Origin of the sequence: Prevotella sp. AM42-24 (genome assembly GCF_003461825.1) — a bacterium.
In the GTDB taxonomy this organism is placed as follows: domain Bacteria; phylum Bacteroidota; class Bacteroidia; order Bacteroidales; family Bacteroidaceae; genus Prevotella; species Prevotella hominis.
Map to the genome: position 1 here is coordinate 1 of NZ_QTXV01000038.1, position 25,359 is coordinate 25,359.

Genomic DNA, 25,359 nt, shown 5'->3' on the forward strand with positions numbered 1-25,359 from the left:
TCTTATTCTCCTTTGGCTGCTTTAGAGCTTTATGTTAATAAAAACAAGTCATCGTTTTAGTGAAGAAAAATCCCTTGCAACATGGCTGCTGCAAGGGATTCGTCATCTTTCTACCTTATATGGTAATATACTATATAAACTTAAAAACTAAAACTTTAAATCCATATACAATAGACTGTCTTAGAATCTGTAAACAGCAAAACTGTTTGCTTTCATCTTGACATTCAATACGTTACCGTTTGCCTGAGCATCTGAGGTTACTGGCACAACGGCATTTTTATGGTCTATCTTGTTCTCTGCCTGAATGTCATCAGCATGGAGAACGGTTACCTTGCCAGCTTTAAGCTTCTTCAAACCATTGAAGGTGACTGTGATTTCCTTCTCCTCATTTGAGGTATTGGCAATCTTGACGATGTAACTCTTAGTATGCTTGTCGAAACAAGCGGTTGCATAAAGGCCGTTTTCGCCCTTCACGGTCTTGCCATTCTCTGTGAGTGACAATACATGGGTTCCCTTGTTGAGACCATAGAGCTGCTGAACATAATAGTTGGCTGAACGTACGGATGTCAGATTGTCAAACCAGATGAGGTCCGGACGCCATTGCCAGCCTTCTACATGAGCGAAGAGTGGGGCATAGGTTGCCTGGTAAACCACGTCTGCATTACGCTCCAAACCTGTCATGAAGGCTGCTTCTGAGAGGGCTGCCTCCCATGAGTTTGGATCATGTTTGGCATGGGCTGCATACTCGCCGGCAAATACCTTAGGACCCTTGCGGTCGTAATTGTCATAACGGCCTGCATTACTGCGGAACCAGTCTGGACTCTTGTAATAGTGCTCATCTACCATGTCAACGCCCAACTTGCGCATCTGCTCCCAACCATAGTCGAAGTCCTTGCCGTCGGCTGATGGACCTGATGATCCGCAGATCTTGATCTTTGGATATTTGGCACGTATCTGCTCGATGAACTTCTGCAAACGCTCAGGGTAGAGAGGTCCCCATTGCTCGTTTCCGATACCTATCTGCTTGAGGTTGAATGGTGCTGGATGCCCCATGTCGGCACGGAGCTTACCCCACTTGGAGGTGACTGGACCATTGGCAAACTCTATCAGGTCGAGGGCATCATCGATGTAGCTCTGAAGCTGATCTACGGCTACATGGGCATTCTTGTCCTTGTCGCTGTTCTGATACTGGCAAGACAGACCTACTGAAAGGATTGGTAGCGGATCGGCTCCGATTTTCTCAGAAAGGAGGAAGTACTCATAGAATCCCAATCCGTATGTCTGATAATAGTTAGGATAGAGACGATGAGGGAAGGTGTAGTTCCAGCGGTTCTCGTTGAGCGGACGGTTCTCTGGAGCACCTACTGAGTTCTTCCATTCGTAACGGGTTTCGAGGTCTGTTCCTTCTACGATACAACCGCCAGGGAAGCGGAATACGCCTGGATGCAAATCTGAGAGGTCTTGTACCAGGTCGGCACGGAGTCCATTCCAGTTGTCCTGTGGGAAGAGAGAAATATGATCGAGATCTACGCTCTCTCCGCTCTCCAGATATACGCGCATCAGACCCTTGGCGTCTGTCTGTGGAGAGGTAAGTGTGGTGGTATATTTCTGCCACTTGTTGTTGGTGATGGTAATGCTCTGCTTGGCAATTACGTTATTGTTTGAGTTGACCAGTTCTACACGAATCTTGGTCTGCTTGCCGTTCAGAAGATGAAGGCGTGCATAGACTGTGAAGTCGTATTTCATGTCCTTCTTCAAGCCCATGCCGAAGAAACCGCGGTTCTCAAGACCGGTCTGTTTTTCGCGTGCACCAGAAGCTTCGAGCGTAACATAGTGAGGGTTGCGGTCGAAGGCTGGTTTTACATCACTTACAGTCACATTTCCGAAGGTGTTCCATCCCATCAGTCTTTGTGGAAACTCGAAGGAACGGTTTTCTACCATCTCTGCATAGAGACCGCCATCTGCACCAAAGTTGATGTCCTCGAAGAAGATACCATACATGGTAGGTTGGATTTCTACACCAGGCTTGTTTGCCTGAATTGCAAACTGATGCTGTGCTGAAGCACCGAGCGAAGTCATGGCTGCCAGCATAAGGGCAGCGAAGATATTCGTTTTTCTCATGTTTACGTTGTTTATTTTTAGGTTTATTCTTATTTTGTGATATTCTTATTGAATAATTAAGTTGTATTGCTTAATGCGTTTGCAAAGATACAGAAAATCCACTCCAAATGGGGTGGATTTTCTGATTAAATATGTTGGATTATTGCTCATAGGCTCTATTTTTTTGTCTGATGAGCCTCAATCTAACGGGTTCTTTCCTATTTGTTCAATGGGATAATGGCAAAACTGAAAGTCTTGTCGCCATAATGAATGCGGTATTTCTCCAAAGGCCATGCGCCCCAAGAGTTCTCGCCGCCTACACCCATGTGCTCGCCATCGAGGAAGAGATTGGTGTATTTTGACTTCTTCAGGTTGAAACTGTGGCGCTGATCTTTCTCATCGCCATCATCCAACTCGTCTGTATCGAAGTGGAGGGCACTTGCATAGAATGGCTTGCAGTTCTTGACCATGAATCCGAAGCCTGCAGCATCTGTCTGTTTCCACCAACGGATATCGCCCTTGGTTCCACTTTCCTGTGGGCGGATGTATGGGAAGTACTGGTTGTCTGCATCGTTGCTGTAGATACCTATCTTCATGCAGTCCTCACGGTCGGAGTAGTTTTCGATAGGGCCACGGCCGTAGTACTGGCTCTTGTCCATTTCGTATGGCAACTGCATCAGCATACCGAAGCGGAAGAGATCGCTTACTTTCTCGCCTTCTGTAGCGATGAAGTTCTCGGTCACCTTTACGGCACCTGTGTTTGCCATAATCTGATAGTTCAGTTCCAACTTGCCCATTACCTCTGGCATATTGTAGTTGGCGCAGATGGTATAGGTATTGGCCTTCTTGTTCTTTTCTACGGTAATTCCGCGCAGTTCCATCTTAGGGCTCTTCCATACCTTGAATTTCTTCTGGAATCCTGCACCCATGTCATTATCTGTAGGAGCACGCCAGAAGTTTGGCTTCAATGTGCCGCCTTCGCCGAGGAATGACTTGCCCTGATAGGTGTATTCAGAGATAAGACCGGTAGTGCGGTTTACCTTTACTGTCAGGTCGGCTGTTGAAACGGTAATATCCTGTTCGCCCTTCTTGTCGTTGAGCTTTGTCTTCACCTTCTTGCCGTCCTGAGCCTTAGCCAATTTGTCTGAACAATGACCGCAGCACTTTTTCTCCTTTACTACCAACTGGTTGTAGGCAACAATCTGTCCTGCTTCCATCAGCGGTTCTGCCTTCTTCAGGCGGAAGTCGATGTTGAGGAAAATCTCCTTGCCCTTTGCCTTGGTGAGGTCGTAAGGGAGGGTGAAGGTCTTGGTCTGACGAGGAGCTACGTCGATGTCGGCGATGGTGCCGTTCTGTGTCTCCACACCATCTTCGATGAGGCTCCATGCCAAAGCATAGTTGCTCAGATCGCGGAAGAAGTTTTCGTTATACACGTTCACTTCGCCCTTAGCTGCATCCTTCAGGGTAGCCCAGATGTTCTGGTACTGGTAAGCCACCTCGTAGGCATGAGGATTGAGCTGGCGGTCTGGACCTACAATTCCGTTGCAGTTGAAGTTGTTGTCGCTTGGGTCGTAACTGTTGTAGTCGCCACCATAAGTATATTCTATCTGTCGGAGCTGCTCATTGGTCAGCAATTCTGGTTTTACCTTCATCGGAATCATGATGCTGCGATGCAAGCCCTGATCCACGAAATCCCAGTCGAAACCACCTTGGAAGATAGGATATTTGCGTACCAGATCCCAGTATTCTTTCAGATTACCGCCAGAGTTACCCATCGTATGGTTGTACTCGCATTGTATGAGCGGCATCTTGCTATTTGGGTTCTTGCAGTAATTCTCGCAGTTCTTTACAGGATAATACATTGGGCAGAAGATGTCTGTGCCTTCTCCTTGGCGGGCCTGCTCATACTGTACTGGGCGGCTCTGGTCCTGTGATTTTATCCACTTGTAAGCCTGGAGGAAATTGTCGCCCATCACGGTCTCATTACCCAAACTCCATGTCACAACGGAAGGATGATTGAAGTAGATAGAGACATTATGCTGGTTGCGCTCCATAATCTGCTTGGCAAACATCGGCTTCTTGGCAGCTGCATCATCGCCATACTGGAAACCGTGGCTCTCCTGGTTGGCTTCTGCTACGAGGTAGATTCCGTATTCGTCGCAGAGATCATACCAGCGTGGATCGTCAGGATAGTGGCAAGTACGAACGGCGTTGATGTTCAGGCGCTTCATGATCTTGATGTCCTGAATCATGCGTTCCAAGCTTACTACATATCCTCCGTCTGGGTCGATTTCATGACGATTGGCACCCTTGATGAGTACAGGCTGGCCATTCACGAGGAATTGCTTGTTCTTGATTTCCACCTTGCGGAAACCTACCTTTACAGGAGTAATGCTTGCTGATTTCATGTTGCCATTCTTCAGCGCACTTGAGAGGGAAACCTGAAGGGTATATAAATAAGGTGTCTCTGCATTCCACTTGTGTGGATTCTCTACGTTCATCGTAATGTTGGCTGTTCCGTTCTTTGCCAAGCCTGTAGCTGTAGCCACCTGCTTGCCCTCTTTGTCGAAGAGAATGAAGTTCAGTTTGCCTGTTCCCTTAACCTTGGTAGAGATATGGAGTACGCCATCCTTGTAGTTGTTGACGAGGTCTGGTGTCACGCGCACATCTTCCAGTTGCAATTTGGCATCACGAGCGAAGAGATAGCATTCACGAGCCACACCACTCAGGCGCCAGAAGTCCTGGTCTTCATCCCATGAACCGTCACACCAGCGGAATGTCTGGAAAGCGATGAGGTTCTTGCCCTTCTTCAAGTATGGAGTGATGTCGAATTCGGCTGCTATCTTACTGTCTTCTGCATAACCGGCGAATTTGCCATTTACGTAGAGATAGATGTTGGAAGTAACGCTACCGAAGTGGGCTACTACCTGCTTGCCATCCCAGTTTTCAGGAATATTGATGATGCGGCGGTAAGAACCTACGTGGTTGTCCTTGGTAGGAACTGCAGGAGGTTGCTCATCGAAATGTCCGCGCCATCCGAAGCCCACATTTACGTATTCAGGAACTCCGTAGCCATACATTTCCCAGTTGCCAGGTACGATGATTGGCTTCCAGTTGGAGTCGTCAAGGTCAACCTTGTAGAAATCGGTAGGGCGCTGGTCGGCATTCTCTACCCAGTTGAACTTCCAGGTTCCTTCCAATGACAGATAATTCTTGCTCATGGTCTTGTTGACTTGAGCCAAATCTCTGCTCACCAGTTTGCCACCCTCTTCATAGACCATATCCTCTGGGGAATAGGTGAAGAAATTGGTGTGTAATGGAAAACGATTGATGGCATTCACCTGCAGGTCGTGCCATTCGGTATAGCTTGGTTGTTGGACTGTCGCCGTATTCAACGGCTTAATGGCAGCCTTCGGTTTCTTCATACCAAAGGTTGCCATTGCCAAACTTGCCATACCTAATGTAATGAAAAGTCTTTGTCTCATAATTATAGGTTGGTTATATTATTAGAAATGTTGTTTATTTCGTAGCCAGATACTTGTCGTATTCGCAAGCTACGAGGAGCATAGCGCCCACTCCGAAGTTAGCCTGAGAATTGGCATCAACGGTTTGTCCTGGGATGGCACGCTCGCCGATAGGTTGTACGTAGCCCACCTTGCCATCTTCCTGAACGGCGGTCTCTGTGAGATAGGTCCAGGCGCGTTCGATGGTCTTCTTGTATTCTTTCTTGGCTAAGAATCCGTTGTTTACACCCCAAAGCATACCATAGGTAAAGAAGGCAGTACCGCTGGTTTCAGGACCTGGAGCATGTTCTGGGTCCATCATAGAACGGGTCCAGTAACCCTCTGGCTGCTGGATTTCTGCCACAGCCTTAGCTAATTTCTGGAATTTATCTACGAAGAACTGGTAGTGCTTGTAGTCCTTAGGCATATCCTGGAGCACCTTAGCCAGACCGGCAAGAACCCATCCGTCGCCACGAGCCCAGAAGTCTTTCTTTCCGTTGGCACTCTTGTGCTTAGGATAGACATACTTGCCGTCACGGAAGTAGAGGTTGGTCTCCTTGTCAAGCATAATCTCGTCGGTAGTGAGGAGATTGTCGTAGAGTTTGTCGAGATATTTGGTATCGCCAGTCAACTTGTACATTTTGGTCATTACCGGCATTACCATATAGAGGGCATCGCTCCACCACCAGTAATCTGTAGGTTCAGAGTAAGCCTCATAGTGCATTACCTCTTTGGCGCGTTTTACCATAAATTCAGAAGCTTCTGCATTTCCCTTGGCAGCCTCGATGTTGTAGAGGTCGATGTAAGTCTGGAAGCAGATTTGCCAGTCTCCGAAGAGTACGTGCTCTTTCCCCTCGCCGTATGGTTTGTATTTCCATTTGGCAGGATTAGCCTCTCTTGCGCCGGTCCAGTCGTTGTGTTCAGCCCAGCGGATAGAGTAGTCGAGCATCTTCTGGTCTTTGAGCATCTTGTAAACCTCCATGTTGCCGGTATGATAAGCAGCATTATCCCAGAAAGCGCGAACCTCTGCCTTATTATTGGTCTGCCAGTAGGTGTTCACCTTCTTGATGAGTTCCACTACTTGTTCGTGGTCCCATTTTTTGGTAGCCTTCACTTCTTTTTTATTTACTTTCTTGACCTTTGCGGTCTTCTTGGCTGGTTGTGCTGCGCTCAGAGGCAAAGCTAAGGCTGCAGCAGCCATCATCATTATTATCTTGTTCATTTTTAAAATTACAAATGAGAAATTAGAAATGAGAAATGGTTATTATAATGAGAAATGGTTATTATAATGAGAAATGAGAAATTACAAATGAGAAATGACCGTCAGCTATACTGCATTTGAACATTTCTAATTTGTCATTTGTAATTTCTCATTATAAAATTACCACTTGTCCTTGGTGACAATCTCGTCCTTCCACTGATGATCCTTAGGGAACTGCTGATTGCTCCATGCCTTCACCTGGGTCCAAGGCTGAGCTGCATCTGTCCAGAATGGGTGATCGGCAGGCAAGCCGAGAGGCATGAAGGCGAGAGTTGTCATGTAGAGAGAACCATTATTGGTGTACCAGTCGGCTACATTCTTCTGGCTGTTTCCACAGAAGCCGATAGAGAGATAGCCCTTCTCATTGAAGTTGTTCTGCTGGTCGAACATGCGATGGAGCACCTTGGTGAGGGCAGCACGTACCTGTCCGTTGCTCAAGTCCTTAGGCAGTTTCTGATACCATGCCATCAAAGCCAAAGGCTGCATGGTAGCCATACGGTAAGGAATACTTCTTCCGAATGCAGGGAAGGTTCCCTCAGGAGAGATGAATCTTTCGAGAATGATGCTGTACTTCTGACAGCGCTTCAACTCTCTGTCATAATACTTCTGATAGTCGAGACGGGAATTCACCTTGGCATCTACCATCGCCTGGAGAGTTTCCAGATACATAGGATGGAACACATAGCTGCTGTAGTAATCGAAAGCGAATACAGGACCGTCAGCATACCAGCCATCACCTACATACCACTCCTCTACCTTGCGGCAGGCAGAATTGACGCGGTATTCATCGAAATCGCCACCCGCCTTCGCCATGAAACTCTCGATGGTTGAAGAGAAGAGCAACCAGTTGGTATAAGGAGGGTCGATGTGGCGAAGCTTGGCAAATTCCGTCAGATAGCGCTTCTTGGTCACATCGTCCAAAGGCTTCCAGAGCGTATCGTAAGCACGGAGGAAACTTTCTGCGATATAGGCTGCATCTACCAGGTTCTGACCGCCGATGCCCCAGCAGAGATAGTCAGGATTCTGAGGATCAACGGCATTCTTATAAGAAGCCAACGCCCATTCACGCAACTGCTTGCGCTGCTTGCCCTCGGCAGTAGCATCATCAGGAAGGGTGAGCCAAGGAGCCACGCCAGCCATCAGTCTGCCAAAGCACTCCATATAGAGCACTTTCTTGTTGCGGTTGTCGAAGCTGGGACTGAACTCAGTCTGCATGTTCTTCTGCAACTCGCCCTTAGCCATGTTTTCCAATACTGGTTGTGCCATTTGGTAAGCTAAAGCGCACCAATATTCACGGTCGCTCTGCTTTTGCACTTTCTTCTTGGCACTTATCCCCATGAATGGGATAAGTGCAAGAAGCATAGTCATTGTAATCGTCTTAAATATATAATTCATAGATAGTTGTATATTGTTTGTTGTTATTAATAATTTTAAGTTGAAAGTTGCCGGTAGCCTCAGCTAAGCAACTGCAAAGATATGAAAATTAAGTTAGAAACAAGCAGAGCGACCGTATTTTTTATTGTTTTTTCAACACCGGAGCACCGTTTTCCCAAGAAATAGGTACCCACAAGTGTCTGCTGTCACTCAAGTGTTTAGGATTCCACATGTCTGCCATGAACACATAGTCGGCACCATGGAACATCTTTTTCTGGGCAGCAGTTTCCACCTTATATATATAGGTGCCCTGTGCGCCGAAGGTCTTGTCAGCACCCTCACCTCGGCAAGGGTTAGGGAGTTGTTCCCAAGGACCATAGATATTCTTAGCCTTGAACATGCGGGCCGCATTCGGAGCCCATCCGGTACATCCACTGGTAATCATCCAATATGTGTTATTCTTCTTGAAGATTGTTGGAGCTTCGTTTTGTCCACCTGCTGCTACTCTTACGTAGCTTCCGTTGTGAGCCATATAGTCATCTGTCAATTGTGCAATCTGTAAAGTCAGGTTGTCCTCTGAGGAATAGATGTGGTAAGCTTTTCCGTCATCATCTACGTAGATGGTCATGTCTCGTGCCATCTGTCCTCCGTTGAAGTCACGCATCCAGAACATTCCGCGCTCTATCTGCTTGCGCCATTCTGGTGTCCACCATTCTTTCAGTTCTGGGTAGAGGAGCTGGTGCTTGAGGTCTGTGGTGTCTGGTTTTGCGAAGCCTACAGGATAGATGCCTGGGTTCACTCTGCCAGAGCGTACAAACTTGAATGGACCGAAGGGAGTGTCGCTAACTGCAATCGCATAGCGTGCGGCTCCATAGCCTCTGCCTTTCAGTTCCAGATGCATCCACATCACGAATTTCTTGGTTTTCTGATTGTAGAGAACCTTCGGGCGCTCGATGATGCAACCGCCCTCGATGTCGCTGCCCGGTTCTTCGGAAACAGGAAGTACGAGTCCGTGATTGGTCCAGTTTTTGAGGTCCTTGGAGGTAAAACAGCTTACGCCTAACGAACTGTAAGGTTTTCCGTCTTCAGAACGGCTTTCTCCATACCAGTAATAGGTACCTTTGTAGTTGAAGATGTTGCCACCGTGCGCATTGATGTGCTTGCCGGTATTGTCTTTCCATACTCCTCCGTCCATCGGAGCCTGTGCCAGAGTAGGGAGACAAGACATCATCCACAACATGATAAATACGAATAGTTTATTCATTTTGCTGATGTTATTATTAAGTTAGTGAATACGCTAATTGTTTATTCCGATTGCAAAATTAAAGAAAAAGTCCCTTTTCGGGGTCTATTATTCGGTATAAAAGGGATACAAATCGGGAAAATACAGGAAAAACAAATGCAACTCATTACTTCTCCCCTCCACAAATTTGTTATTTACTATAGATGACTTTTCCTATCACCATTCTGCGCGAAACAACTTTTTACCCCGTTTTGCGCAAAATAACGACACATTATTTTGTGCTAAACGATATTTTTAGTATCTTTGCGCCGAGATAATCTTGTTTTCGTGTAAATTTCACCAAGCAAAGACCTTGTTTTCGTGTAAATTTCACCAAACAATAATCTCGTTTTCGTGTAAGGAATGTATTTATCAAACCTATTTTAGAGAAGTTTATAATGAAAAGGAAAATATACGATAAGCTTGTCGAGTGGAAGCAGCAAAGGAAAGGTGAAACCGCATTGATGGTGGAAGGAGCCAGACGTGTAGGAAAAAGCTATATGGTGGAAGAATTTGCCAAGAAGGAATATCGCAGCTATATTCTTATCGACTTCAACAGAGTCGGGGAAGATGTCAAACACCTGTTCGACATTTATCTCGACAATCTAGACATGCTCTTTATGCACCTGAGCATTTACAGTGGCAAAAAGCTATATCCTAGAGATTCACTCATCATCTTTGATGAAGTACAATTCTGTCCACGTGCACGTACTGCCATCAAATATTTGGTTGCAGACGGCAGATATGATTATATAGAGACAGGTTCATTAATCTCTATTCGAAGGAATACAGAAAACATTCTGATTCCTTCCGAAGAAGAGACCATCTATATGTATCCTATGGACTTCGAGGAATTCTTATGGGCAAATGGTGACGACATGATGATGGATTTCATCAGAAACCAATTTGCCAACAAACAGCCTTTAGGACAAGCCTTGCATCGAAAGGCCATGGATTTCTTTAGGCTATACTTGATTGTTGGTGGTATGCCACAAGCTGTCCAGAAATATATAGACACGCATAGTTTTGAAGATACAGACAGAGTAAAAAGGCAAATACTCACCTTATACCGCAACAGTATTTACGACTATTCAGGCAACTATGCAGAGAAGGTAGCAAGCATCTTTGACCAGATTCCTTCACAGCTCCAAAAGCATGAGAAAAAGTTCAAGTTGGCAGATTTAAGCAAGGATGCCAGAATGCGTGATTACGACAGTGCTTTTCTATGGCTAAAAGATGCCATGATTATCAATACGTGTTACAACACGACAGAACCGAGCATCGGACTTAATCTAAAAAGAGAAGACTCTAGTCTGAAATGCTATATGGCAGACACAGGACTGCTTATCAGTCACGCTTTTGACGAACGAGGCATCATATCAGAAGAGTTATATCAAAAGATACTGAAGGACAAACTCGAAATGAACTCAGGTATGCTCATCGAAAATATTGTTGCTCAGATGCTCAAAGCCTCAGGTCATCATCTGTTTTTCTACTCTAACAACGACAGAGAAAACAAAGATTCAAGGATGGAGATAGATTTTCTCATTGCCAAAAGCAAGACCACATCTAGGCACAACATATCTCCTATAGAGGTAAAATCCACAGTAAGGTACACCACGACCTCGCTGACTAAATGTATAAAAAAATACGATAAGTATTTAGCGACTCCATACGTTATTCATGCAGCTGATCTGAAAATAGAAAACGGTATCGAGTATTTACCTTTATATATGGTTCCATTACTATAACGCACCGAGTCTTCACTATGGAAGACTTGTTCAAATACCAATTAATTGATATTATTAGTCGTGGAAATCTATCTTTTTTCGCACATTTCTACGACTAATAAACTATTCATTTGTATCTTGTGCTACACAATAACCAATTAATACATAGAAAGATATGATAGCAGGACAAAGAAAATCTCCGTTCAGCATACGTTGAACGAAGATTTTCCCTAATGTTAAAAACATGTTGATAGTGCAGGAATTTAATGCTTTTTGGGCTTCATGTTAAAATGATATGCCACATGCAATATTGCATAGCGTGGCAAGGCATTGACAAATGTCTCGGTTCTACCCTGGGCATTTACCACACGAGTGATGTTGTTCAAGTTGCCCAGGATGTCAAAGCCATCAAGCATCCACGTCAGCTTTCCCTTGAGCATGGTATAGGAAAGGCGAGCATTCCAGAGTAAATCATCGGTATTCATTGAACTTCCTTCGTAACCACGACGGGAATACATGGTCAGGTCGGTACCCACCTGAATATGCCAGGGCAAGTTGAAAGAGGCTGTAGCTCCATAGTTGAAATCTACTGCATTGATGTGATCGAAGTCTATAGCCTTGCCGTCTATATTTCTCCAGGCTGCAGATACCTTTACGCCCATGGTAGAAGAGTCACCTACCTTATAGTCCAGCTTCAAGGTTTCATCCAACAGCGTCGTCTGTACTGAGCTGCGGGATGCCTGGTAATCCGTGCCTTCAGAGTTACCTATCAGATCTACGCTGTTCACGTATTCCACACGTGTCCAGGTTCCAAATGACAGTCGCTTCATCTTGTCAAGCGGCTGCTCGAAACTATAGGAAGCAGATGCATTCCAGTTACCATTTACATTGTCTGCGCGATATTTCCTGACACCCGTATGGACATCATAGCTATATCCCATAGCCAGGGCATTTGCACGATAGGTGTAGCCCAGACGAAGGCTCTGGCTTCGCTGCCTGGCAATATTCATTGAGCTGAAGAGAAGATTCACGTCATAAGACATCTCATTTTTCAGGCTGCTGTTTCCCAGCTTCACGTTCATCGGGTCTGTCGCATCCTGAATATTCACCATGTTCAGGAGATCAGGGAGCTTCGGGGTTGCCTTGAAGAGCAGCTGGAATCCCTTCGTGTGATTCTTTACCCAGTAGCTCAGTCGGGTAAAGGGAAAGGTAAGAAGCACCGTGTTTCTTACGATTGTCGTATCTACCTCACCTCTCTCATAAGCAAGCTTCTGGCGGGTAGGTACAATTCCCAGTTTGGCCTGTGCACTCCAGTTGCCATGCTCTGTATCCTTGTCCCATGTGATAGACGGAATCAGGCTATGCGCATCCTCTGTATATTGGCTTACATAACTGTTGCTTCTATCCTTCGTGCGTTCATACTCCGCCACCGAAGGCAGCCATCCTATGGAAGAAGAACTTTCCTCTTCCGCCCCATCCAGCTGGTCCAGCAGATAAAGCGAAGAATGGCGTTTCTTGTCACGATGACCAAAACTGTAATACATGGACAATTCTACCGCATGACTCAAACGGAAGTTATAGGCTGCCCCCAGCTGATAGAAAAAAATCCGGTCTGGATGGTTCCTGAAGTACTGATTGCCGGAATTCTGCACCTTCTGATCATCACCATAGTGTACGGCATACTTGTTGAACAAGTCCTCCTTGCGCTTATCGTAGGAGACCTGTCCTGTCAGGTTGATGTAGTCACCAGAGCCCTTGAGCTTGATAGTGCTTACCGCATTGAAACTTCCTGCCATCTGATAGCCTTTGCCCAATCCCTCCTTCTTATATCTGTTAATCAGGGATTGGCGGATAAGATTCTCCGAACCGACGGCATAAATATTATCGAGCATTTCACGGCTGATATCATATTGCATAGAGGAGAATGTGCCAGAAATATAATTACTGTACCTGTCGAACTTATCATATTGTAATACCGGCTTCAGGAGCAGGTTTACCTTGTTGTTAAATACGAGGTATAGCTGGTTGATGGCTGTCAGGTGGAAATTCTTCGCGGTTTCTTTCTGGCGCTCATAATCGAATGTATTTCCCTTCTGCAGGAAGTTCACACGGTCGGTATTGGTAATGACATCCTGATTGGAATGGCTCACCTGCACATTTCCATTGAGGTCAAACTTCTGGTTTCTGTCACTCACCGCATAGTCTAATCCGCCCAGCTTCTCCCTATTGTCGCCCTTCGGCATGTCAACGGGGTTCCAGTCAGAGTCGCGGCCAGGCTTTCTGTTGTCATTAAGATTGTTCACATTTCCATAGAAGGTAATGCGGGAATGGTCCGTATAGCGCATGGCAAAGAGACGACCCAGATAACGGTCTTTCGTACCTGCTCCGCCCTCGAGGTTAGCCAGCAAGCCGATGGAATATTCTTTCTTGAGATTGACATCCATCACATACGTCTTGTCGTCCTCACGCTTCTGGCCAAGGAATTCGCTGTTCTTGCCATACTTATCGTATATCTTTACCTGCTTGACGGTATAAGAGGGAAGATTCTCCAGCATGACCTCCTGGTTGCCTCTGAAGAAATCCTTGCCGTTGAGCAGCAGATTCTCAACAAACTGGCCGTTGTGATAGATGCGTCCATCTTTCTTGATTTCCACACCCGGCATCTGCCGGACCAAGGCATCAAGCATACTGCCCTCTGCCAATACAAAGGCATCGGCATTATAGACAACTGTATCTCCCTTATGATAAAACTTCACCTTACTTCCTACGACATTTACCTCCTGCAACATCTTCGAATCAGGGCGCAACACCACCGGGGGAAGTTCCCTCAGATACTCCCTCTTCCTCAGGTCACCTATGGAAATGTTGACATACGAAGTCTTATAGCCCAGATAGCTGGCTCGAATGATATAGTTAGCCTTTACTCTTGGCACGTCAAACTGAAAGATGGAGGAATAACCTTCCTGATCATCCCGGGTCCAATGGTTGTTCGCCACCAAGGTTTCAATAACCGTGCTGTCTGAGGATAAGAGTTGTACGGTGACTCCCGGCACGTCATTGCGGGTTTTGGAATCTACCACGCGACTTTTGACAGTCACCTTTTCCTGACCGAAACATGCCATAGGCAATAACATGGCAAGAAATAAAGTAAACAGTTTAGTCATAATCTCTATTGGTTTAAAGGGCTGAAATCAGTCAAAATGTCGATTTCCAGCCCTTTTATTAAAAACGAAGTTCTTACTTAAGTCTTATTCATTTTCCGGATCATACACCACCTTATTAGCATTGAATACTGCAAGCTCTGCAAGATTGAAGTACTTTTTGTCGCCGAAGGTCTTGGTAACAACCAGACGGAGATGAGTGAACGGTTTGCCGGCATCGATACCTTCAGAGGTATATTCAGCCTGGCTGGCAGAAGGAAGACCAGAGAGGATTTCCTTGATGCTCTCCCACTTCTCTCCATCATTGCTGATCTGGATATCGAGATTTTCAGGACCTACCTGAGAACCGTTACGGTTACGATACCAGAACATGAATACCTGATGAGCCTCCTTGAAGTCAATCTGGATATACTGAGGAAGAGGCTTCTGAGGAGATGACCAGCGGGTATGGAAGAAACTGTTATAGTTGCCATCCACCAGGTTCTTGATAGGACCCTCGGAAGGTTCCTGATTATCGGTGCTCAACATGTCTGCTGTGACATTTATCTTATCACCCTTTGTATAGGTAACGGTAGCAGGGAGCAGCCCCGACTGAGCCTTTACCTGCATAGGAGCACCCGCCTCGTTCTTGCCGTTGAATGCCTGGAAGGTGAAGGTATAATCACCATACTTCTTCAAAGTATTCTCGATGAGGAGCGTACGGGTATGGATAGAAACCACATTGGTTACAGTCTCCTGATTAGCTGGATTCACATACGAAACCTTCATATACGAGAAGGTGGAATCGGCAGGAACAGTCCAGTTCAGGCGGATGGCACCAGGAAGAGCCTCGGATGTAACAGCAGAAGCATCAATAGTCTTTGGAGCTCCTGTATAACCCTGATATTCGAAATCGGTGATATTGCTATCACAGGAAGCCAAGGCTGCCATTCCAACTAATGCACTAAATATATATTTAATTGCTTTCATTGTTTTGTCTATTTGTTTGTTCTACTTGGGATTGCCCTGCTCCTTATATTTAAACGTCCCTATATATAAAAGGTGACATATATATATAATAAGGTGAAGAGCAATCCATGTATTTACTTTGATTGATTACCAGCCAGGATTCTGCTTAAAGTCTGGGTTGGTATGCTTCAGAAGTTCACTCTTGGAGATTGGGAAGAAATACATCTTGTCGTCCCAACCGCGATTCACCATATTGCGCTTGTAAGTGAATGTTCCATCCTCATTCTTGGTAATCTTCATCTCTGTGATGGTAGCCAGCTTGCTGCCTTCCTTCCAGCGACGAACATCGTAGAAACGATGACCCTCGAAAGCCAGCTCTACCATACGCTCGTTCTCATACTTCTTCCAGAACTCGTCGTTACTCAAGCCTTCTGCCAAAGCAGGCATCTTGACATCCTGACGGTTGCGGATTACGTTTACTGCCTGACGTGCAGACTTAGGCAACTCTACCGTTGTAGCATCAGCACTGCCAAGATACTTGAAGGTAGCCTCAGCATAGTTGAGATAGAACTCACCCAGGCGGAACACAATCCAGGCATGAGGAGAATTGGTGCTGTTGACAGAAGAGATGTTGACAGATCCATCGCAATACTTCTTCAGATAGTAACCTGTAGGAGTAGCACCCACAATAGGCTCACCATTCTTGCCACCATAGTAAGTCTCCAGGGCATCACCATTGTATGAAGGCCACTTTTTCTCACCGTTCACGGCGATAGTCATGGCAAAACGTGGGTCACGACCAGCGTATGGATTCTGGGCATCATAGCCACTGCCCTCCTCGTTCCAGAGCTTACCAGTCTTCTGCATCTCGTAAGCATCTACGAGAGTCTGGGTTGGGCAGTTGCCACCATTACCATTCTCCAAGCCACGTGGATAGTTATAGTACTCGAAAGCATTCATAGCACCCATACGGATAGCGAAGATGAGCTCCTTTGCTTGCCAGTTGTTGGAACCCCACAGGTCTGAATACTTACCGAGCTGCACACCATTTGCCAAACAAGCATCGATAACAGCTTTGCTAGCAAGAGCAGCCTGATGGTAAAGTTCTTTGTCGTTATTGGTATTGAAGAGAGGACTTGCCTCATAAAGCAAGGTACGAGCCTTCAAAGCCAAGACAGCAAGTTTGCCTACGCGTCCCGTCTCGTTAGCAGCAGCATCATCACCCAACTTTGAGTAATCCACTGGCAACTTATCTGCAATTGCATCACATTCCTTTACTACGAAGTCCAACACCTCTTTGGCAGGAGTACGAGGAAGTGCATTAGCCTCATCCTCAGTCAGCACCTCTGTAGTGAAAGGTACATCGCCGAACTTTTCCACTGCCGTGAAGTAGAAGTAAGCACGAAGGAAGCGAGCCTCATACTGGTAGCGATTGAAGCGTAACATCTGGGCATCATAATCCTTATTGAACTTATAGTCAGAGAAATCACATTCATCCATGTGAGCCAAGAAATAGTTGGCCTGACGGATAGCAGAGTAATTGTTGCTCCAGTCATCCATGGCATTCAATGCACTCCAAGAGCCATTGGTGAAATTCTGTACGCTACCATTTTTCCAAGAGTATTCAGCCTCATCACAAGCTGATGCAAGCATACCCTTACTGTATGGCGCAAAGCCATCCTTTAAGAAGCCATAGATGTTGGTTATGAAGCCGGCTGTATTATCGAAATTGGTAAATACATATTTGCTATCATAATCGGTATATTCATGATAATCCATTTCATCACCGCAAGATGCGAGCAATGCCAAGCAAACCATGCTACCCAATATATTCTTTATTTTCATTGTCGTATTCTTTTAAAGTTGATGATTAGAAACCAAGCACAAGTCCGAGAGATACCGAACGGTTCACTGGATAGTTGGCGCCGTAGCACTCAGGATCCAACTCCTTGATATGGTCGAAGCAGAGCAAGTCTACACCGCGAACATACAACTTGGCATTGTTGATATACTTAGTTGCTGCCAACAGAGTCTTAGGGAAGTTATAGTAAACCTCGATGTTTCTCAACTTGAGGAATGAACGGTCTGCCAACCAGATAGAATTGTAACGATAGTTGTTCTCATTGGTCTCTGCGGTCAAGCGAGGGAACTTAGCGGTCTCTGCTGTGGCAGGAGTCCAACGGTTATCGAAGTAGTACTGACCGATGTTGGTGTTGTTGACCAATGGCTTGTACATAGACTGGGTATCCAAGTAAGCAGAATAGTTGGCTGCGCCCTGGAAGGTGGCCGTAAAGCCAAGTCCCTTATATTCTAATCCGAGGTTGAAAGAGTAGTAAATCTCTGGACAAGTAGTATTATAGCCCATCTTTACCACATCGTCCTCATTGATGATTCCATCACCGTTCTGGTCTTTATACTTGATGTCGCCAGGCTTTACCTCAGAGAACTGCTGTGCAGGACTGTTGTCGATGTCAGCTTGATCCTTGAAGAAACCTACTGCCTGCAAACCGAAAATCTGACCTACAGGGTTTCCTGTACGATTCAAATAGTCGTAAGAGCGAGGCTCCTCATACTCTTCCTTAATCTTGTTCTTTGACAAGGTATAGTTCACACCTGCAGTCAACTTCAAGTCCTTGGCAATCTCCTTGGCGTAGTTGGCACCAACCTCAACGCCCCAGCTATCTACAATACCACCATTGATATAGCGATTTCTTGTACCGATAACAGAAGAAACTTTACCACCAGCTTCAACCCATTGGCGATCACGACGCTGATAGTAGCCATCCACTGTCAAGTTCAAACCATCCAAGACTGTTGCATCCAAACCGATGTTGTACTTGCTGGCACGCTCTGCCATCACATTAGTAGAAGGCAAGCGACCTTCTTCCCAACCATTTGCAAAAGTGTTGTTGTTGTCTTTACCTATAATATAAATATTGCCACCAGTAAATTTCTGGTTCCAATAGCCTTCCGCTGGGATATAATCGAGGTTGATGATACCCCATGATGCACGCAGCTTCAAGAAGTCGATGAACTTGACGTTCTGCATAAAGTTCTCTTTGCTGAGTACCCAAGCAGCGGATACTGTTGGTGAGAAATTGGTACGATGACCAGGAGCCAGCTTATTGGATGTTGCCAATGACAGAGATACATCTGCCAGGTATCTCTCCTTGTAACCATAATGGTTGTAGAGAGTAGCTGTGGTACGATACTGGGTATTGTTCTGCCCATTCCAGTTGCGATACTCATAATTCCACATCAATACAGAGCTGATGCTATGGTTACCGAAGGTATGGTCATAGTTGGCACCAACGCCGAAGTTGAAGTTCTTATTCTGCCAGTCGAGTTTACTGTCACCAGACATCTCACCATCCTTGCCTCCTACATAGTTTCCCATACCATATTTGTATTCCTTAGTATGATTCTCCCAGTAAGCAGCAATGTTATCATAGGCGATACGAGTCCATACACTCAAGCCATCTGTAACGGCAGAAAGATCCTGGCTCAGCGTCATATCGGCAAAGAGAGAACGGGTATGAGCCTTGCTGTAAGCACGACCTTCTGTCAATGCCACAGGATTGTAATATCCAGTCCATGTTGCATTACCACCCCAGAGACCATTTTCGGTCTTGATAGGGAAAGCAGCAGCAGGAACAGTATAAATCTTACCCCAAAGATTATCACTGCTCAAACCTGGGCGAGATGCCTCCATCAAGACTCCGTTCAAGTTGGTCTGCAACTTGGTAGTTGAAGTTAAGTCTATGTCTAGGTTGGTACGGATGCTACCTTTGGAATACTTATTCTGGGTAGAATAACCAGAATTCTCCTTTGGATGAGCAATGAAACCGAGATTGCTGATGAGATTCACATTGGTATAATAGCGAAGACGCTCGCCACCACCACGGAAAGTCAAGTTATAAATGTCACTGGAACCATTATTCTTGAAGGTCTCGCCTATCCAATCTACATTAGGATAGAGGTATGGATTGCTTCCATCCTTAAAATAACCTAACTCCTCGTCGGTATAACGAGGTGACTTACCATCGCTCACGTATGCCTCGTTCAAACCGAGAGCATAGTCGTAGGCATTCACGAACTTAGGACGACGAGCCTCCCAATTGAATGCATGGTCGTAAGTAAACTTGATTTCATTGGTCTTATACTTACCACGCTTTGTTACGATGTTTACCACACCATTAGCTCCCTTGTAACCATAGAGAGCTGTGGCAGCAGCATCCTTCAATACGTACACGTTCTCCACTTCCTCTGGCGAAAGATAAGTGATGTTGCGCTCGATACCATCTATCAAGATGAGCGGAGAAGAGCCGTTCAAGCCTTGCAAACCACGCACATAGAAGGAAGGCTCGTAAGAAGCGTAGTCGCCAGCACCCTGAAGGGCTGTCAAGCCGAGCACACTACCACTGAGCAATGAGTTGCCAATATTCTTGGAAGAACGCTTATTGAACTCATCATTGGAAGCACTTGCAACAGATACTGTAGATTCCTCTACATTCTGCTTGATGCCAAAGCCAATCTCCACAGGACGAGAAGCATAGTCCATCACCACCTTTATCTCCTTGCTGCCATTGAGGGCTACAGTCTTCTTCGACTGGTCAGGAGCATCAATAATCAACTTATCGTTGGCATTGGCACCTATCTCGAAGGCACCATCCTTATCGGTATAAGCCTTGATGAGCTTATTATTTTGGATTTCCACCAAGGCACCAGATACTGGATTACCCAGTTTGTCGACTACCACACCTGTGACATTGCCATTCTGAGCAAACGCAGAAATGCTCGCCAAAAGTGCCGAGGCAAATAATATATGTCGTTTCATATCTTATATTCTTTAATATTATGATAAGATTCGTTATTTAATACCTTTCTTCAGAAATTACCATCCAGGGTTCTGAGTCAAGCCATAGTTCTTGTTGATTTCAGTTGGAGGGAATGCAGAGAGGAACCACTTGTTGTCCCAGTTGCTCCACCAAGAACGACGAACATTCTGGATTTCAAACTTCTCATATCTATAATGAGTAGGATAGTTTGGTTCATAGCCATCCTCCTTTTCCTTCTTACCCTGCCACTGGAAGTTGTAGTCTTTGCCATCCTTCTGGCGATACATACGAAGTCCATGCAACTGCTTCTGGAAGATGTCTGAGCGACGATAACGAATCAAGTCGAAGAAGCGGGTCTCCTCGAAGCCAAGCTCTACAGCACGCTCCTTCATGATGGCATCAAGCACGGTCTGCTTGTCGCCCCAGTTCTTTGATGGGTCAGACTCCTTCAAGCCTTTCAAACCAACACGGGCACGAATCAAGTTCACATTCTCAATAGCCTTGTCGAGCTGATTGTTCTGCGCCAAAGCCTCTGCATAGATGAGATAAACCTCTGCCAAACGAACGTATGGCCAAATATGAACTCGATTGGTCTCGCCATTGAAATAGAACTTGTTGTTGGCTAAGCCTGTCGCAAACTGACCAGACTCTGATGCACCTGCACCCTTACCGCCATCAGTTCCTTCTACCCAATTCTCATAACGGCGACCACTATAGTTACCATTATCATTCATAGTTTTCTGTACACCATTCACAATCATGGTCTCATAGAGACGAGGGTCACGAGTCAAGTCAAAATTCTTGTCAGGATTAACGAACATGGTATCTGGGTCTTCCTGCAATACCTTGTCTAGATTGAATGGACGGCCATCCTTCCAGTCAAACATTTCCATAAATTCCTCTGTTGGAGTATAACCGCCATTGGCATTCCATTCACTTACAAATAAGTAGTTATGGCCACCAAAGGCATTGTCTGTCCACCAGTTACCATTGTAACGAACACGAGTGCCCATCAACATCTCGGTAGTACCACGCTTAGAGTAAGCTGCACGGAAAGCTGCACGATACTGTCCAGACGTTGGATGACTACCTTCTGCCTGTACCAACTTATAATATCCCTCAGCCCCTAGGTCCTGGAAGAACTTTTCACAAGCGGTCAGACATCTCTGCCAACGCTCAGCCTTATAATCACCATACCAAGCCTGATGATTGGCATTGGCGGCATCAGCCTCCGAGCCTGCACAAGGAGTCTCACTATTAAATAAAGGTGAAGCGGCAAATAAGAGAATCTTGCACTTCAAAGCCTCAGCGGCAGCCTTGGTAAAGCGACCATCCCAAGCCTCTTCTACAGTCCAAGGCAAGTTTGGCGCAGCCTCATCAAGCAAGCCAACCATAAAGTCTACTGTTTCCTCTACCGTACCACGAGGCTCCTCATAAGTAGCATCGGTGCCAGAATAAGAATTCTTCACGATAGGCAAACCACCATAATGGCGGAACATGTCGAAATAACGAGAAGCGATAATACACTTAGCCTCTGCTTTCAAACGATTCTTCTCACTTTCCTCCATATCTGGAGTCTTATCCACATTCTCTAAGAAAATGTATGCTGAACGTACGCCTTCCCATACGCGCTCGTTGGTATAGCCAAACTTACCCCGGTCACCTGGAACATATGCACCAGGATAGTAGAGACGGTTTACATCATCCCAAGAGTTGTGGCTGTGCCAGCAGTCAGACAAAGTCTCGAAAACACCAGTGTTCATCTTTACGGCTACACTGCCATCCCAATAGTAAGGGATACCATAATACATGTAGGCATAAGTTCTCCAAAGGAACTCACGAGTATATTCAGCATTGTTGAAAATGGTGTCCTTGGTAACATCACCGCCTGGGGCTTTCTCCAAGAAAGAATCACCAAACTTCCAATCGTCCACACAACTGGTAGTCATGGAAGCCAGTACAAATGCGAAGAATGCACTTATAATTATCTTATTAAATTTCATAATGGTCGTAATTTATATTAGAATCCAACTTTCAAACTCAAAGAGAATGATCTTGTCAATGGATAGGATGGACGAGAACTTGTACGAGACTCTGGGTCACCCCATTGGAAGTCTGTGATGGTAAAGAGGTTGTAGCCACTCAAAGCCAATGTCAAGTCGTTCATCTTAATCTTCTTCATGAATGGGAAGTCGAAGTGATAAGCAATCTGTGCATTCTTCAAACGCAAGTATGAAGCATTCACCTCATAGAGGGTTGAACCTGCATAGTTGTTCTTAGCTCCACTCATGGTAGCACGAGGGTACTTGGCGTTAGGGTCAGGATTATCAGGAGTCCATGTATGGTCGTACTGATACTTCAGCAAGCCCTTCTGTCCTGTATCACCCAATGGTTGGCGGAAGGTTTCATCGAGCATACGACTCACATTCCAAGCACCAGTCCACTGAGTACTTACCTCCAAGTTCTTCCAACGGAAACCGATATTGAAACCGATGACATATTCTGGGTCGTCTGTATGGCCCAGCTCGTATGAGGCATCGTTGGAGTCGATGACACCATCGCCATTCAAGTCTACATACACCGCATCACCATTCTGTATCTGGCTAGAACCATACTGAGGTAGTTTGGTGCCATATTGTGCCATATACTCTTCTTCTGCTGTGTCGCTATAAAGTCCCCAATACTTAAAGATGCTACGACTGCCGATACGGTGTCCCTTCTTGTACATCCAAGAGTAGTTCTGTGGAGCCTCATAGAGTTCCTTGATTTCATTCTGGTTGTAAGACAAGTTGCCCTCTACCCAATAGCTGAAGTCCTTACCTATCTTATCATTCCACTTGAGGGAAACTTCATAACCCCAACTGTTCACCTCTCCGAGGTTGGCTGCAGGCAATGTGAAACCGAGAAAACCAGGAGCCACGGCACTAGACACGAGAATATCCTTACGATGCTCGTAGTAGTAATCGAAGGTTGCCTTCAAGCGATTGTTCAAGATATTCAAGTCTACACCATAGTCTTGCTTGAAAGACTTTTCCCATGTCACATCAGGATTGTGCTTAGCCGACTCGTATGCACCAGAAGCAAAATTACCACTGTTTACACCGAAGTTGTAACCTTTGCCAAATCCGTATGGGTCGTCGGTATACATGAAACGAGAACCACCAATCTTGTCGTTACCGACAAGACCCCAAGATGCACGAAGCTTGAAATAGTCCACCACTTTGCGCAAAGGCTTGAAGAAAGGCTCCTCGCTGACAATCCATCCTACAGAACCAGCAGGGAAGAAACCATATCGATTGTTCTTGGCAAAGTTCTCGGAGCCATTGTAGCCCACATTGAACTCAGCCATATAGCGGTTGTTCCAGTCGTAGGTGACACGACCTACCAAACCAACATATCCTGAAGGGATAGAAGAATAGGTAGATGGATAATATGTCTTACTCTGGTTGTAAAGAGCAAGTGCACCTACATGATGCAAACCGAAGTTGCGGTTATAGTTCAAACTCGTCTCAAAGTACCAGTTACGCCCCTTGCCAAAGCCCTCACTATATCCAAGCTGGGTATCATTGCCATGCTTACGATATTCCAAAGAACCATCTGGCTGGGAAACAGGTGTATAATAAGCAGCCTTAGCACCACGCTGCTTGGTAACAGAATAGTCGCTGTTGTAAGAGCCTTTCAACTTGAAAGACAAACCCTTGGTAATCATATCGAGTTTCTGGTTCAACACGACATCGGCATTCAAGGTATTGGTGTTTTTTGACATGTAACCCAAACCATAATAAGCACCGAGACCACTGGCACCAATAAATGGCATATTGTCACTATCATAGTCAGTAGAAGCCATCACATACTTACCATTCACGATACCAGGACTAGAGAAAGGAGTTGCCCAATAAAGATGACGGAACAACTGGTTGTTGTCCTCACCAGAGTATGGGGTATTCTTCGTATCAACACGCCCCCCCAGGTTTACACTGATGGTGGTAGTCTTGGTTACATCGAAGTCTAAGTTGGCACGATAGTTGAAGCGCTTGTACTTGAAGTTGAAGTCGTAAGGCAAAGCCTGCTGCTTGAAGAGACCATCCTGTGTGAATGCACCTACAGATACGAAGTAGCGCATACGCTCTGTACCACCAGAGATATTCACATTGTGCTGTGTTTGGATGGCATGATCCTTGAAACAGTAGTCTATCCAGTCGGTATCTGGATATTTGATAGGATCAGAGTGATCCTTAAGTTTCTGAAGAACAGTAGGAGAGAAGAATGCGCTCTCATCGGTTACGCCATCATTCTTCTTCATCTGGTTATAATAAGTAGCATACTCATAGGCGTTAGCCAACTTAATCATATTAGTAGGCATTACCACGCTCATAGAGGTTGTGGCAGAGATGTGAGCCTTACCCTCCTTGCCACGCTTGGTAGTTACGAGGATTACACCATTGGCACCACGCACACCGAACACGGCTGTAGCAGAAGCATCCTTCAATACGGTGATGCTCTCGATTTCGCTAGGATCGATGTCGTTGAAGTCACGCTCTACACCATCCACCTGAATCAATGGAGCTGAATTGTTGGTTGTTGCCTGACCACGCACCAAGATGGTAGCAGCATCAGCTCCCGGCTCACCGGAATACTGTACAGAAGAAAGACCTGGAACTACACCAGAAAGCATATTGTTGATGGAACCGGTAGGAACCTTGGTCAGCTCGCTACCATTGATATTAGAGATTGCACCCGTTACAGTTACCTTCTTCTGTACACCGTAAGCCACAACCTGTACATCTTTCAACACCTGGGAATCGTCCTCAAGAGTGACAGCAAGGGCACCACGCCCCCCCCACCTTTACAGTCTTTGGCTTGCAGCCTACGTAAGTAATCTGCAGGGATTGTCCACTTTTGGCATTAATCTTAAAGTTACCATCCATATCGGTAACTGTCGCAATCTTAGTGCCAACTACACGTACGGTAGCACCTATGATAGGTTCTCCCGATGCGTCTTTTACTACACCTTCCACTTCTTTGCCCTGCTGAACAGCCTGGATGCTGTTCTCAACAGCCAGCAACTCCTGTGGCAACAATGTCAGCCCAGCCGACATCGCCATCATGAAAAAGAGGTTTCTTGACGAAGTTTTTAGATCGACTTTTTTCATTAGTTGCAA

At 45.7% G+C, this 25,359-nt stretch carries 11 protein-coding genes and 1 pseudogene; 1 reads left to right on the plus strand and 11 read right to left on the minus strand.

Going from position 1 to position 25,359, the window contains the following annotated elements; all coding sequences use genetic code 11:
• Positions 1 to 180: 180 nt before the first annotated feature.
• The 5 genes from DW917_RS11215 to DW917_RS11235 form a co-directional block, all read right to left on the minus strand.
• A complete protein-coding gene (locus DW917_RS11215) occupies positions 181 to 2,121 on the minus strand; it encodes an alpha-L-arabinofuranosidase C-terminal domain-containing protein (RefSeq protein WP_118118767.1) in 1,941 nt (646 codons plus the stop codon).
• A 197-nt stretch (positions 2,122 to 2,318) separates the two neighbouring features.
• The gene (locus DW917_RS11220) at positions 2,319 to 5,585 is read right to left on the minus strand and encodes a glycoside hydrolase family 2 TIM barrel-domain containing protein (protein ID WP_118118769.1); all 3,267 of its coding nucleotides are present in this window, start codon (positions 5,583 to 5,585) and stop codon (positions 2,319 to 2,321) included.
• A 34-nt stretch (positions 5,586 to 5,619) separates the two neighbouring features.
• Complete coding sequence (locus DW917_RS11225) at positions 5,620 to 6,825, minus strand: glycoside hydrolase family 88 protein (protein ID WP_233524715.1); 1,206 nt, start codon at positions 6,823 to 6,825, stop codon at positions 5,620 to 5,622.
• A 159-nt stretch (positions 6,826 to 6,984) separates the two neighbouring features.
• Positions 6,985 to 8,259, minus strand: a complete 1,275-nt coding sequence (locus DW917_RS11230; RefSeq protein ID WP_199545546.1) for a DUF2264 domain-containing protein — start codon at positions 8,257 to 8,259, stop codon at positions 6,985 to 6,987.
• Between the two features lie 121 nt (positions 8,260 to 8,380).
• Positions 8,381 to 9,502, minus strand: coding sequence for a glycoside hydrolase family 43 protein (locus DW917_RS11235; protein WP_118118771.1), 1,122 nt, complete (start codon positions 9,500 to 9,502; stop codon positions 8,381 to 8,383).
• A 416-nt stretch (positions 9,503 to 9,918) separates the two neighbouring features.
• On the opposite strand from DW917_RS11235, the gene DW917_RS11240 reads away from it, so the two are divergent.
• Complete coding sequence (locus DW917_RS11240) at positions 9,919 to 11,271, plus strand: ATP-binding protein (RefSeq protein WP_118118773.1); 1,353 nt, start codon at positions 9,919 to 9,921, stop codon at positions 11,269 to 11,271.
• A 242-nt stretch (positions 11,272 to 11,513) separates the two neighbouring features.
• Here the strand turns inward: DW917_RS11240 and DW917_RS11245 are convergent, their stop codons facing one another.
• The 6 genes and pseudogenes from DW917_RS11245 to DW917_RS11270 form a co-directional block, all read right to left on the minus strand.
• Complete coding sequence (locus DW917_RS11245; protein ID WP_118118775.1) at positions 11,514 to 14,414, minus strand: hypothetical protein; 2,901 nt, start codon at positions 14,412 to 14,414, stop codon at positions 11,514 to 11,516.
• 84 nt (positions 14,415 to 14,498) lie between these two features.
• Complete coding sequence (locus DW917_RS11250) at positions 14,499 to 15,380, minus strand: discoidin domain-containing protein (protein WP_118118777.1); 882 nt, start codon at positions 15,378 to 15,380, stop codon at positions 14,499 to 14,501.
• A gap of 126 nt (positions 15,381 to 15,506) precedes the next feature.
• Positions 15,507 to 17,204 carry a RagB/SusD family nutrient uptake outer membrane protein gene (locus tag DW917_RS11255; RefSeq protein ID WP_118118779.1) on the minus strand — a complete coding sequence of 566 codons (1,698 nt, stop codon included), beginning with the start codon at positions 17,202 to 17,204 and terminating at the stop codon, positions 15,507 to 15,509.
• Positions 17,205 to 17,229: 25 nt separating this feature from the next.
• A complete protein-coding gene (locus DW917_RS11260) occupies positions 17,230 to 20,196 on the minus strand; it encodes a SusC/RagA family TonB-linked outer membrane protein (RefSeq protein WP_118118781.1) in 2,967 nt (988 codons plus the stop codon).
• Positions 20,197 to 20,253: 57 nt separating this feature from the next.
• A complete protein-coding gene (locus DW917_RS11265) occupies positions 20,254 to 22,200 on the minus strand; it encodes a RagB/SusD family nutrient uptake outer membrane protein (protein ID WP_118118783.1) in 1,947 nt (648 codons plus the stop codon).
• 17 nt (positions 22,201 to 22,217) lie between these two features.
• Positions 22,218 to 25,350 (minus strand): annotated as a pseudogene (locus tag DW917_RS11270) (SusC/RagA family TonB-linked outer membrane protein).
• Positions 25,351 to 25,359: the final 9 nt, after the last annotated feature.

Coding starts and splice junctions, on each gene's coding strand:
- DW917_RS11220 (WP_118118769.1), bottom strand. CDS start 5,585: ATGAGACAAAGACTTTTCATTACATTAGGTATGGCAAGTTTGGCAATG.
- DW917_RS11230 (WP_199545546.1), bottom strand. CDS start 8,259: ATGAATTATATATTTAAGACGATTACAATGACTATGCTTCTTGCACTT.
- DW917_RS11250 (WP_118118777.1), bottom strand. CDS start 15,380: ATGAAAGCAATTAAATATATATTTAGTGCATTAGTTGGAATGGCAGCC.
- DW917_RS11255 (WP_118118779.1), bottom strand. CDS start 17,204: ATGAAAATAAAGAATATATTGGGTAGCATGGTTTGCTTGGCATTGCTC.
- DW917_RS11240 (WP_118118773.1), top strand. CDS start 9,919: ATGAAAAGGAAAATATACGATAAGCTTGTCGAGTGGAAGCAGCAAAGG.
- DW917_RS11215 (WP_118118767.1), bottom strand. CDS start 2,121: ATGAGAAAAACGAATATCTTCGCTGCCCTTATGCTGGCAGCCATGACT.
- DW917_RS11260 (WP_118118781.1), bottom strand. CDS start 20,196: ATGAAACGACATATATTATTTGCCTCGGCACTTTTGGCGAGCATTTCT.
- DW917_RS11245 (WP_118118775.1), bottom strand. CDS start 14,414: ATGACTAAACTGTTTACTTTATTTCTTGCCATGTTATTGCCTATGGCA.
- DW917_RS11265 (WP_118118783.1), bottom strand. CDS start 22,200: ATGAAATTTAATAAGATAATTATAAGTGCATTCTTCGCATTTGTACTG.
- DW917_RS11235 (WP_118118771.1), bottom strand. CDS start 9,502: ATGAATAAACTATTCGTATTTATCATGTTGTGGATGATGTCTTGTCTC.
- DW917_RS11225 (WP_233524715.1), bottom strand. CDS start 6,825: ATGAACAAGATAATAATGATGATGGCTGCTGCAGCCTTAGCTTTGCCT.